Raw genomic sequence first — 12,283 nt, forward strand, 5'->3', positions numbered from 1 at the left:
AGGCGGATGGAACTCCGACAACTCGAAGCGTTTGCCGCGGTCATGTCGACCGGCAGCGTCACCGCGGCGGGCAAGCTGCTGGGACGCTCGCAGCCCGCCATCAGCCGGCTCATCCAGGATCTGGAAGCTGAAATCGGCTATGCCCTGTTCACTCGCGCGGGGCCGCGCGTCTCGCCGACAGAGCAAGGTTTCCTACTGTACGAAGACGTTGAGCACACGCTGATCAGCTTACGGCAGATCCGCACGCGTGCCGAAGAAATCGCGCGCGGCGAGGCACGCCCGCTACGCCTGGCAGCGACGTCCGCATTGGCGGCCGGCTTGCTGCCCGCAGCCTTGGCCGATGAGCCGGAACTCGCGCAGCACATCCAGATTCGCAGCGCCTCGCCCGAGCAGGTTGTGCACGCCGTGCTGACCGGCGCCGCCGACCTTGGCCTCAGCAGCCTGCCGCTGGAGCATCGTGGCGTCACCGTACATTGGATCGGGGAAGCGGCGTGCGTGGCTGCCGTGCAGACACACGACCCGCTGGCCGCCGGCAAGCGCGTGGCATTGGCCGATTGCGCGAGACAGCGGATTATCACGATGCACAACCCATATCGATTGCGCCGACGACTGGACCAAGCGCTGGCGAAGGCCGGCGTGGAACCCACTTCGCTCATCGAGACGAATGCCTCGCTGAATGCGCTGACCGCCGTGCGTGCGGGCCTGGGTGTCGCGTTGCTGGAGCCGGTGACGGCGTACGGCGTGCCAATCGACGGCGTAACCGTGCGCCCGATCGACGCCGACATCCCCTTCTTCTTTGGCGTGATTACGCCCGAGGCCAGGCGGCCGTCGGAGGCGGTCGTCTCACTGACCGACGCCCTCGCGCGCGCGGCACAGCGTCTGCTACCGGACTGCAAGCTGCACGATCCGGCACGCCATGCCAGCATGCTGCAGATGGTGTATGGCGAATCCATCAACGAAACCGAAGGCGCGTCCGCATGACCGCTGCACAACAAGACTACGCGCCGAAAGTCACTGGGCTCGCAGCGCTGGAAGCCCGTTTGCACCAGGATCTCTCCTGGCTTGAACTCCCCGCGAAGGACTGGACGCTGCCACACACGTTAGAGGGTCAACCTGTGCTGGATGTGGCCGTCATCGGTGGCGGCATGGCCGGCCTGGCGGCGGCGGCATCGCTCAAGCATCTCGGCATTGGCGTGGTGGTGTTCGACCGCTCGCCTGCCGGATTCGAAGGCCCGTGGGCGACGACGGCGCGCATGGAGACGCTGCGCTCGCCCAAGCAACTGACCGGCCCCGCGCTCGGCCTGCCGGCGTTGACGTTTCGCGCATGGTTTGAAGCGCAGTTCGGCACCGATGCGTGGGAGGCGCTCGACAAGATTCCGCGCCTGCAATGGATGGACTACCTGCGCTGGTACCGCCGCGTGCTTCAGCTTGACGTGCGTAACGATCACTACGTAAAGGCTATACACCCGCGCGTGGATGGCGCCGTCGAGCTGCTGATCGACGCGCCAGGCCAACCGACGCAGCGCGTGTTTGCGCGCCGCGTGGTGTTGGCCACCGGCCGGGACGGGCTCGGCGGTGCGTCCGTGCCGGACTTTGCGCACCGGCTGCCGCGCCGGTGGTGGGCGCATTCGTCTGACGAGATGGACTACGGCACGCTGGCCGGCAAGCGCGTCGGCGTGATCGGCGCAGGCGCATCCGCCATGGATTCGGCTGCGACGGCGCTGGAGGCCGGCGCTGCCAGTGTCGACATGCTGATCCGCCGCACCGACCTGCCGCGTGTGAACAAGGGCAAAGGTGCCGGCAGCCCGGGCCTGGTGCATGGCCACCTGCATCTGCCTGATGCGTGGAAATGGCGCATCCGCCATTACATCAATATCGAGCAGGTTCCGCCGCCACGTGGCAGCACGCTGCGCGTATCGCGGCACCCGAATGCGCGCTTCAATCTCGGCTGCGGCATCCTGGGCGTGGACGAACACGACGGCGTGCTGCATGTGGCCACCACCAAGGGCGTCTTCCAACTGGACTTCCTGATCTTCTCGACGGGCTTTCGCACCGATTGGGCCTCGCGCCCCGAGTTCAGCGCACTGGCACCGCACATCCGTCAATGGCGTGACCGCTATACGCCGCGCCCCGGTGAGGAAGACGCGGAACTCGCCGATTCGCCAGACCTCGGCCACGCGTTCGAGTTTCGCGAAAAGACGCCCGGCACGCTGCCCGGCCTGTCGCGCGTGCATTGCTTCTGCTATCCGGCGTCGGTCACGCACGGCAGCGTCTCGGGCGACATCCCGGCCATCAGCGAAGGCGCGAAACGCTTGGCGCAGGGCATTGCCGGCTTGCTGTATCAAGAAGATATCGACGCGCACTACGCCGCCATCCAGGCCTATGCCGAGCCGGAAATCTTTGGCGATGAATGGACGCCCGCCCCACCGCCCGGTGTGGAAGCGAATGCCACTTCCAGCCAGGAGGCTGTCCGATGACAGGTTGGCTAATCCGCCGCATCGGCCAGGCGTTGCTGGTCGTGCTGGTGATGACGGTGATCGTCTTCATCGGCCTGCATGCCATCGGCAACCCGGTCGACATCCTGATCGGTCAGGACGTGGACCAGATCGACCGCGCACGCATCATTGCCGAGCTGGGTCTGGACAAGCCGCTGTGGGAGCAGTACCTGGCCTTCCTGAACGGCGCGCTGCACGGCAATCTGGGCAAAAGCTTCGTCTACAACGAACCGGCCATCCAGCTGATCCTGCAGCGCCTGCCGGCCACGCTGGAGCTGGCGTTTTCGGCGCTGATCATCGCGGTGGTGATCGGGGTACCGCTGGGGCTGTTCGCTGGGCTGTATCCGCGCCATCCGGTGTCGCGCCTGCTCATGACGGGCAGCGTGGTGGGCTTTTCGCTGCCGACGTTCTGGGTGGGCCTGATGCTGATCATGGCGTTCAGCGTGAGCCTGGGCTGGCTGCCTGCGAGCGGGCGCGGCGAAACGGCACGCCTGTTTGGCATCGAATGGTCGTGGCTGACGCTGGATGGGCTGCGGCACCTCGTGCTGCCGGCGGTCAACCTGTCGCTGTTCAAGCTTTCGCTGGTGCTGCGGCTGACCTCTGCCGGCGTGCGTGAGGTGCTGCCGCTGGACTTCGTGAAGTTCGCGCGTGCCAAAGGCTTGTCGCCCTTGCGCGTGGTGCTGGCGCATGTGCTGCGCAATACGCTGATCCCGCTGGTGACGGTGCTGGGCCTGGAGCTGGGCTCGACCATCGCCTTTGCGGTGGTGACGGAGAGCATCTTCGCGTGGCCCGGCGCGGGCAAGCTGATCCTCGACAGCATCAACTCACTGGACCGGCCGGTCATCGTGTCCTACCTCATCGTCGTGGTGTGTCTGTTCGTGTCGCTCAACCTGATCGTCGACATCCTGTATCGGATGCTGGACCCCCGCGTGCGCGCGGCTGATAGCGCGGAGGCTGCATGATGAATACGACATCGCAATCCACGACGGCGACAACGGTGTCAGCCCCGCGCAGGCAATCGCCCTGGCGGCGCGTGGCATCGGATTTCCTCGCCTCAAAGGCGGCCATCTTCGGGCTGGTGGTTGTGGTGGTGCTGATTCTGGCCGCCCTGGCCGCACCCTGGATCACGCCGCAGAATCCGTACGACCTGATGCAGCTCGACGTGCTGGACTCGCGCCTGCCACCGGGGTCGCCGGCCGGCACAGGCACGTTCACGTACTGGCTCGGGACGGATGGCCAGGGGCGGGATCTCTACTCGGGCATCCTGTATGGCCTGCGCATCAGCCTGGGCGTGGGGATCGGTTCAGCAGCCGTGGCCGCCGTGATCGGCACGCTGCTCGGGTTGATTGCGGCGTATGCCGGGGGCCGCGTCGACAGCATCATCATGCGCACGGTCGATCTGCTGCTGTCGTTCCCGTCGGTGCTGGTGGCCATGATGATCCTCGCCTATCTCGGCAAGAGCATCACCAATGTCGTGCTGACGCTGGTGCTGCTGGAGTGGGCGTATTACGCGCGTACGGTGCGCGGGCAAGCCCTGGTCGAGCGTCGCCGCGAATACGTGGAAGCCGCGCGCTCGCTCGCCCTACCCGGCTGGCGCATCGCGCTCAGGCACATCCTGCCGAACTGCCTGCCGCCGCTGATCGTGGTGGGCACGCTGCAGGTGGCGCGCGCGATCACGCTGGAAGCAACGCTGTCGTTCCTGGGCCTGGGCGTGCCGATTACCGAGCCGTCTCTGGGCCTGCTGATTTCCAACGGATACCAATACATGCTGTCTGGCCAGTACTGGATCAGTTTCTATCCGGGCATCGCGCTGTTGCTGGCGCTGGTGGCCATCAACCTGGTGGGCGACCGCCTGCGTGAAGTGCTGAACCCGAGGGCGCAGCGATGACGGCGTCCACCAACGCGACCACCCTCGAAGTCCGCAATCTCCGCACGCATTTCTTCACGCGTGAAGGCGTGCTGCCGGCCGTGGACGATGTGTCCTTCTCGCTCGCGCGCGGACGCATCCTGGGGCTGGTGGGCGAGTCGGGCTCAGGCAAGTCCGTCACCGGCTTCTCGATCATGGGCCTGGTGGACCAGCCCGGCCGCGTGGTCGGCGGCGAGATCCTCTACCAGGGCCGCGACCTCACCAAGCTCGCCCCGCGCGAGCTGCGCAAGCTGCAGGGCAACCGCATCGCCATGGTCTTCCAAGACCCGATGATGACGCTCAACCCCGTGCTGCGCATCGATGCCCAGATGATCGAGGCCGTGCGCGCGCACAGCAGCATGAGCCACAAGCAAGCCCGTGAGCATGCGCGCGACACGCTCGGCCTGATGGGCATTCCGAGCCCTGAAGAACGGCTTCGTGCGTATCCGCATCAGCTTTCCGGCGGCATGCGCCAGCGCGTGGCGATTGCCATTGCGATGCTGCATCGGCCCGACCTGATCATTGCCGACGAGCCGACCACGGCGCTGGACGTGACCATCCAGGCGCAGATCCTGTCTGAAGTGCAGAAGCTCGCGCGCGTGCACGGCACAGCGCTGATCTGGATCACGCATGACCTGTCTGTCGTTGCCGGCCTGGCCGATGAGGTGGCCGTGATGTACGCCGGCCGCATTGTTGAACACGGACCCGTCGATGCCGTGCTCGATGCGCCGCTGCACCCCTACACCATGGGCCTGATCGACAGCCTGCCGAGCGAGAACCGCCGCGGCCAACGCCTGCGCCAGATCCCCGGAATGACACCGAACCTGCTATCGCTGCCGGCAGGCTGCGCGTTTGCGGCACGCTGCCCGCGTGCCACCGATGTCTGCGGCGTCCACCCGGAGATCACGCAACCGATCGTTGGCCGCCTCGTGCGCTGTTTCCACCCGGGCGCGCAGCTCGCGTCCTCGCGGGAGGTCGCATGAGCACGCCTCTCGTTGAACTCAAGCAGGTCAGCAAACGCTTTGGCGATCGCAAAATCGGCGCGGGTGATCGCGTCTTGCAACGCTTCGGCCTGGCACATCCACCGGCAATCGTTCGTGCAGTCGACGGTGTCGACCTCGCGATCCAGCCCGGTGAAGTCGTGGGGCTCGTCGGCGAATCGGGCTGCGGCAAATCCACGCTCGGCCGGATTGCTGCCGGCCTGATGCGGCCATCAGACGGTGAGGTACGCGTTGACGGCAAGGCTGTCGACACGCTCTCCGCAGACGAAGCTCGCGCCGCCCGCCTGAAGATCCAGATGATCTTCCAGGACCCATACGCCAGCCTCAACCCGCGCCTGCGCGTGGAAGAGATCGTTGGCGAAGCGGCGCGCGTGCACGGCCTGACCGATCGCGCCCACGTTGCCGATTATGTGGCAGCACAGATGCAGCGCGCGGGCCTGGACCCCGCCCTGCGCGACCGCTACCCGCACCAGTTCAGCGGCGGCCAGCGGCAGCGCATCGGCATTGCGCGTGCCCTGGCGGTGCAGCCGTCAATGCTGGTTTGCGACGAAGCGGTTGCAGCGCTGGACGTGTCGATCCAGGCGCAGATCCTGAACCTGTTCATGGACCTGCGCGAGCAGCTCAACCTGACCTACCTGTTCATCAGCCATGACCTGGGCGTGGTGGAGCACCTCTCGGACCGCGTGGTGATCATGTATCTCGGGCGCGTGGTGGAATCCGCAACGGCGGAGGAAGTCTTCCGCCGCCCGAACCATCCTTACACGCAGACATTGCTGGCGGAGATCCCGCGTCTGTCTGCCCGGCACAAGACGTTCACTGCCATTCAGGGCGAGATGCCGAGCCCGCTGCATCCGCCCACGGGCTGCCATTTCCACCCGCGCTGCCCGCACGCCATGCCCCGCTGCAAGACCGAAACACCGACGCTGCGCGGCATTGCGGTCAACCACATCAGCGCGTGCCACCTGAACGACGCGACCTGAACGACATTCAATAAGCCAACGATTCCAAAAACAGGAAAAGGGAACCCACGTGAAACGCCTCCTAGCCTCGTCGCTTGCTGTTGCGCTGTTTACCGCTGCCGGCGCTGTCGGCGCGCAAACGCTGAACATCGCCTTTGCCGATCCGCTGTCGTCGCTCGATCCGCAGTTGAACAACCACGCAGGCGACCGCTCCGTCGACGTGCATTTCTGGGATCTGCTGGTCGAGAACAAGTGGAACAAGCTGCAGCCCGGCCTGGCGCTGTCGTGGAAGACGCTGGACCCGAAGACGTGGGAATTCAAGCTGCGCCCGAACGTGAAATGGCACGACGGCCAGCCGTTCACGGCGGACGACGTCATCTTCTCGTATCAACGCGCGCGCAGCGTGCCGGGCAGCGTGGCAACGTTCGCGGGCTATCTGCGCACGGTGGAATCGGTCACCGCCAAAGACCCGCTCACTCTCATCATCAAGACGAACATCCCGAACCCGGACTTGCCGCTGAACCTGGCATCCGTGCACATCGTCAGCAAGCATGTGGGTGAGAAGTCGTCGACTGAGGACTACAACGCCGGCCGCGCTGTGGTGGGCACCGGCCCGTACAAGTTCGTCTCGTATGTGCCGGGCGATCGCGTGGTGATGGCGCGCAACGAAAACTATTGGGGCGGCAAGCAGCTCTGGGAGAAGGTCAACTACCGCTACATCAACAACGCTGCCGCACGCACGGCCAACCTGCTCTCGGGCGAAGTGGATGTCATCGACAAGGTGTCGGTGTCGGACCTCGCGCGCTTGCGCCAGTCGCCCAGCGTGAAGGTCTTCGCCTACCCCGGCCTGCGCGTGATGCTGCTGCAGCCGAGCTTCCGCAAAGGCGAGAACCAGTACATCACCGGCAACGACGGCAAACCGCTGCCGAACAACCCGCTGCTGGATGTGCGCGTGCGCCGCGCACTGTCGCTGGCGATCGACCGCAAGGCGATCGTCGACCGCATCCTGCAAGGCGCCGCTACCGTCGCCAACCAATGGATGCCTTCAGAGACGTACGGCTACAACCCCGATGTGAAGGACATCGCCTACGACCCTACGCAAGCCAAGAAGCTGCTGGCCGACGCGGGCTTTCCGCAGGGCTTCAACTTGGTGATGCACGTGCCGAATGATCGCTACCCGCAAGGCCCCGAGACGGCGCAAGCGGTGGCACAGTTCTGGACCCGCATCGGCGTGAAGGCACGCGTGGAAGTGGTGCCCTGGTCGGTCTACTCCGGCCGCGCCAACAAGAATGAATATGCGATGAGCATGCTGGCGTGGGGCAACGGCACGGGCGAGGCGAGCTACGCGTTGGTCAACGTGCTGGCCACGGTCGACACCAAGAAGGGCCTGGGCGCGTCCAACTGGGGCCACTACAGCAATGCGGCTGTCGACAACGCGCTGAACGCCTCCACTGAAGAATTCAACGTGGAAAAGCGTGCGGCCATCCTTCGCCACTCCGTCAAGCTGGTGTCGGATGACGTGGGCGTAATGCCGCTGTACCACTACCAGAACGTGTGGGCCGCCAAGAAGGGCCTAAAGGTAACGCCGATGACGAGCGATCGCACGGCTGCCCAAATGGTCACCAAGGACGGCAAGTAAGCGCCATGGGAACGTTCGCGCTCGGCGTCACGCCAGCAGATGACCTGATCGACGTATCGCGCGGCATCGTCGTGACGGGGCTTGCGCCCGGCGCGCAGGTCGGCATCGTGGCGCAAACGCGTCGCGGCAATGGCGTGCTGTGGCACAGCCGCGCCGCGTTTGTTGCCGATGCGCTAGGCACCGTCGACCTCACGCGCGATGCGCCCGTCTCGGGTGATTACACCGGCGTCAGCGCGATGGGCATCGTCTGGAGCCAGCGTCCGGAAGACGGCAAGGCACGCGAGGTGTTTCCGCAGCCAGCCACGGAGCCATTGACGACCACGCTCACGGCCACGGCCAACGGCGAATCGGTCCACGCGAGCTTCGTCCAACGGCTGGCCGCGCCGGGCGTGACGCGCCACGATGTGCGTGCACCGGAGAATGAGGACGGCCTGGTCGGCACGCTGTACCTGCCCGATCCATATGCGCACCCGGGCCCGCGCCCGGCCGTGCTGATCCTCAACGGCTCGGGCGGCGGCATCAACGAACCACGCGCGGCGCTGTATGCCTCGCACGGTTACGCGGCATTCGCGCTGGCGTACTTCAAGGCACCGGGGCTGTCGGACTACATCTCGAACACGCCGCTGGAATACTTCGAGCGCGCGCTCGCCTGGCTGCGCAAACGCGTGAAACCGCTGCATGACTTCGTTGCCGTGAGTGGCCAGTCGCGCGGGGGTGAACTGGCATTGCTGCTGGGCGCGACGTTTCCTGAAGCGGTGTCTGCGGTGATCGGCTATGTGCCGGGCGCCGTCGTGCACAGCGGGCAGAACGCCGCCGACCCCGCTGTCGGACGCGAGGGCCCGACGTGGCTGTATCGCGGTCAGCCGCTGCCGCATCTGTGGGAAGGCAACCGCACCGCAACCTGGGCACCGTTTGACGAAGGCCCCGCGCCCCATCGGCATGAACGCGCCATCCGCACTGCGCTGCAAGATGCCGATGCCGTGGCACGCGCGCGTATTCGTATCGAACGCGCACGCGGGCCGGTGCTGCTGCTCTCCGCCACGGATGACGGCTCCTGGCCCTCAAGCGATTACTCGCGCATGGTCACCGCCAAGCTGGCCGAGGTACGCCACCCCTACCCCGTCCAGCACTTCGACTACGAAGGCGCGGGCCACGCCATCGTCTTCCCGTACGTGCCAACCACGCAGCTCGTTTATGCGCACCCGGTGTCGGGCCGCATCAGCACCGGCGGCGGCGAGCCACGCGCCAACGCCCGCGCCGATGCCCAATCGTGGGCGGCGGTGCGGCGTTTCCTCGCCAGCGCGGTGGCTGCGCGCGGCGCCTCCGTACCCGATTCTCGGAGCCTTTCATCAATGGATTTCACGCCTGCACAAGACGTGGTCGACCAGATTGCTGACCTGGGCGACGGCAGCCCCACGCATGCGCTGCGCCATGCCCGCGAAAAAGTCGCATCGGCCACGCAAGGCAGCTACGAGGCGCTGTTCGATGCCGCCCTGCCCGGCCTCACGCTGGGCGAACGCCTGCTCGTGGCGCTGTACGCCTGCCGCCTGACGCCCGCGCCGGAACTGGCCGAGCACTACCGCGCGCGCCTCGCGAGCACGCCTGTCAACACAGATGCCCTGCAAGCGGTCGACCACGGCGATATCGACACCCTGACCGACGCGCGCCTGCGCGCCATCCTCACCTTTACGCGCACGCTCGTCGAGCGGCCCATCGAGGGTGACCGCGACGCGCTGTTGCGCTTGCCCGCGGCTGGCCTTGCCACGGCCGACGTCGTGACGCTCGCGCAGCTCATCGCCTTCCTGTCGTATCAGACGCGGCTTGTTGCTGGCCTGCGCGCGCTTCGCGAAGCTGCCGGCACCGGCACCGGCAGCGCCACCGCTTCCACGGAGACCGCAGCATGACCGAGATCATCCGCGCCCACGGCTTCACCAATGAATCGCTGGAGTGGCATGCGTGGCTCGACGTGGTCGACCTCGACCAGGCCACGCCCGAGCAGATCGCCGTGCTGGAAGAAAGCCACCCGAAGGCGAAAACGTCGGATTACTACCGCTTTCTCGTTCACCAGCCCGAGATCCTGCGTCAGCGCTCGGCGGCGTTCAACGCGATCATGTATGCGCCGGGCGGCCTGTCGCGTGCTGAACGCGAACTCGCGAGCGCCGTGGTGTCACGCGTGAACGGCTGCGTGTATTGCGCATCTGTTCACGCGCAACGCTTCGAGCAGCTTGCCAAGCGCAACGACGTCATCAAGCAGGTTTTTGAAGATCCGCACATCGCAGGCACGAATGCGCGAGAGCGTGCCATCGCGCTGTTCTCGATCGACCTGACGCTGCGCCCAGGCGATGTGCGTGGCGAAGACCTGCAGCCGCTCAAGGCCGCTGGCCTGACCGACGCGGAGATTCTCGACCTGATACACGCGGTAGCCATTTTTGCGTGGGCGAATCGCCTGATGCTGAATCTGGGCGAACCCGTGTTTCCGGATGCGGCCTGAGCCCGGCAGCATCGCTCCAAAGAAAAAGCCGCAGGCGCAAACCTGCGGCTTTTGTGTTGCTGACGGGCTAGCGCACGCGGTCCGTCGTCGGTGCGCGCATGCCTTCGGTATAGGAATCGAATTTTCCGGCCCTTGCGCCGTCCGCATAGACGTCGAATTTCGTGGCCAGTCCGCCATCGGTGTAAGGACTGCGCGCCTCCATGGAGGCGCTGCCATCCGTGTACACATCGCGCGTGGCGCTCGCATGCGTCACGGTTGCACCTAACGCCGCAACAATTGCCGTGACGACGACCCACAGTCTCTTGTCCATTTCACACCTCCATTCCTGCAGGATCGGTTTCCTGCAACCAACTGATCAAAATGAGCATGCTCACGACGCGGGTCTCACGTTCTGGTTGACGCGGAACAGGTTGCCCGGATCGTATGTGGCCTTGATCGCTGCCAACCTGGCGTAGTTGTCGCGGTAGGTGGCCTGCACCCGCTCCTGTCCCTCATCCATCATGAAATTCACATAGGCCCCGCCTGCCGAATAGGGATGCAGTGCGTCCCAGTACCCCTTGCACCAATTCGTGATGCGCTCGCGCTGGCCAGGGTCGGGGTCAACGCCCACGATGACGGCCGCCCATTTCGAATCGCGGTAGGCGAACGGCGTTTCCTTGCGCCCCATGCGATGCACGGCAGCGTCGATCGGATACAGGTGCATCGTGGAATGCATGGTCGGCAGTTTCGAACCATGTTCCACATGCAGTGCAATGGCCTCTTCCGGCAGGTCGTTGACGAAGTCGGCCCGCCAATACCACTGCAGGCCGAGCGGGTATAGCGCATCAAAGGCGGTTTGCAACATCGGATAGGGCATGGCCCCTACGCCGTACAGCGCGGGCTGTTGCGCTCGAACTGGCGCGAATGCCTCTTCCGCCGCTGCAGGGTCGCCCGTGTAGCACCACACAACGCCGCACATCTTCTGCAGATGCAGCGCGGGCGGGAACGGCGGTGCTGGCGGCACCGTAAGAAAAGCGAAGAAGCCGTTGAGTTCGGGCGGTGCCTTCGGCAGGAAGTCGCGATACCAGCGCAGAACGTCGGCGGCTTGATCAAGCGGCCAGAGCGTGGGACCCGCGACCACGTTGCTCACCGCATGCAGGCGGAATTCGAATGAGGTTACGACACCGAAGTTGCCGCCGCCGCCACGCACCGCCCAAAACAGATCGTCATTGGCATGCGCATTGGCAGTGACGAAGCTGCCGTCGGCCAGCACGATATCGACCGACAGCAGATTGTCGATCGTCAGGCCAAAGCGCCGTGCCAGATGACCGATCCCTCCCCCCAGGGTTAGCCCACCAACCCCGGTGGTGCTGATGATGCCTGCCGGTGTTGCGAGGCCGAATGCGTGCGTCGCATGATCGACGTCTCCCCATGTGCAGCCGCCTTCGGCGCGCACCGTGTGGGCGACAGGATCGACACGAATGCCGCGCAGACGGGCCAGATCGATCACCAAACCGTCGTCACACACACCCAGACCGCCGCCATTGTGAGCGCCACCGCGCACGGCCAGCAGCAAACCGTTGTTGCGCGCAAAGTTGACTGACGCAATCACGTCGGCTACGTCTGAACACTGCGCGATGAAGCGCGGCCGCTTGTCGATCATCGCGTTGTAGACACGGCGTGCCGCGTCGTAATGCGGATCGTCCGGTTCGACGAGCGGCCCCCGCAATTGCGCACGGAAGGCCTGCACCGTGGTGTCTTCGAGCATGTTGACCTCCTAGGCAAGCGTGGCCGGACCGATCTGGCTGTGTCC

The 12,283-nt window shown here is 65.5% G+C and carries 11 protein-coding genes; 9 read left to right on the forward strand and 2 right to left on the reverse strand.

What is annotated here, in order from left to right:
• Positions 1-6: 6 nt before the first annotated feature.
• Genes NKG59_RS19315 through NKG59_RS19355 form a run of 9 tightly spaced genes read left to right on the forward strand, consistent with a single transcriptional unit; the run spans position 7 to position 10,491 of the window.
• Positions 7-981 (forward strand): LysR family transcriptional regulator, encoded by a 975-nt coding sequence (locus tag NKG59_RS19315; protein WP_253539997.1) that lies wholly within the window; start codon positions 7-9, stop codon positions 979-981.
• Positions 978-2,477 carry a flavin-containing monooxygenase gene (locus tag NKG59_RS19320; protein WP_253539998.1) on the forward strand — a complete coding sequence of 500 codons (1,500 nt, stop codon included), beginning with the start codon at positions 978-980 and terminating at the stop codon, positions 2,475-2,477. Before NKG59_RS19315 ends, NKG59_RS19320 begins: the two co-directional genes overlap by 4 nt.
• Positions 2,474-3,457: an ABC transporter permease gene (locus tag NKG59_RS19325; protein WP_252691270.1), complete on the forward strand. Its 984-nt coding sequence runs from the start codon at positions 2,474-2,476 to the stop codon at positions 3,455-3,457. Before NKG59_RS19320 ends, NKG59_RS19325 begins: the two co-directional genes overlap by 4 nt.
• Positions 3,454-4,383, forward strand: coding sequence for an ABC transporter permease (locus tag NKG59_RS19330; protein ID WP_253539999.1), 930 nt, complete (start codon positions 3,454-3,456; stop codon positions 4,381-4,383). Before NKG59_RS19325 ends, NKG59_RS19330 begins: the two co-directional genes overlap by 4 nt.
• On the forward strand, positions 4,380-5,384 hold the full coding sequence (locus NKG59_RS19335) for an ABC transporter ATP-binding protein (protein ID WP_253540000.1): 1,005 nt from the start codon (positions 4,380-4,382) through the stop codon (positions 5,382-5,384). The genes NKG59_RS19330 and NKG59_RS19335 overlap by 4 nt, the downstream gene beginning before the upstream one ends.
• Positions 5,381-6,382 (forward strand): ABC transporter ATP-binding protein, encoded by a 1,002-nt coding sequence (locus tag NKG59_RS19340; protein ID WP_253540001.1) that lies wholly within the window; start codon positions 5,381-5,383, stop codon positions 6,380-6,382. The genes NKG59_RS19335 and NKG59_RS19340 overlap by 4 nt, the downstream gene beginning before the upstream one ends.
• A 49-nt stretch (positions 6,383-6,431) precedes the next feature.
• Positions 6,432-8,000 carry an ABC transporter substrate-binding protein gene (locus NKG59_RS19345; RefSeq protein ID WP_253540002.1) on the forward strand — a complete coding sequence of 523 codons (1,569 nt, stop codon included), beginning with the start codon at positions 6,432-6,434 and terminating at the stop codon, positions 7,998-8,000.
• A gap of 5 nt (positions 8,001-8,005) precedes the next feature.
• Positions 8,006-9,904, forward strand: coding sequence for a CMD domain protein (locus NKG59_RS19350; protein ID WP_253540003.1), 1,899 nt, complete (start codon positions 8,006-8,008; stop codon positions 9,902-9,904).
• Positions 9,901-10,491, forward strand: a complete 591-nt coding sequence (locus NKG59_RS19355) for a peroxidase-related enzyme (RefSeq protein WP_253540004.1) — start codon at positions 9,901-9,903, stop codon at positions 10,489-10,491. The genes NKG59_RS19350 and NKG59_RS19355 overlap by 4 nt, the downstream gene beginning before the upstream one ends.
• Positions 10,492-10,558: 67 nt before the next feature.
• Here the strand turns inward: NKG59_RS19355 and NKG59_RS19360 are convergent, their stop codons facing one another.
• Both NKG59_RS19360 and NKG59_RS19365 read right to left on the reverse strand, forming a co-directional pair.
• Positions 10,559-10,801, reverse strand: a complete 243-nt coding sequence (locus tag NKG59_RS19360) for a hypothetical protein (protein WP_253540005.1) — start codon at positions 10,799-10,801, stop codon at positions 10,559-10,561.
• 60 nt (positions 10,802-10,861) lie between these two features.
• Positions 10,862-12,238 (reverse strand): FAD-binding oxidoreductase, encoded by a 1,377-nt coding sequence (locus NKG59_RS19365; RefSeq protein WP_253540006.1) that lies wholly within the window; start codon positions 12,236-12,238, stop codon positions 10,862-10,864.
• Positions 12,239-12,283: the final 45 nt, after the last annotated feature.

Origin of the sequence: Ralstonia chuxiongensis (assembly GCF_024158925.1) — a bacterium.
Taxonomy (GTDB): Bacteria; Pseudomonadota; Gammaproteobacteria; order Burkholderiales; family Burkholderiaceae; genus Ralstonia; species Ralstonia chuxiongensis.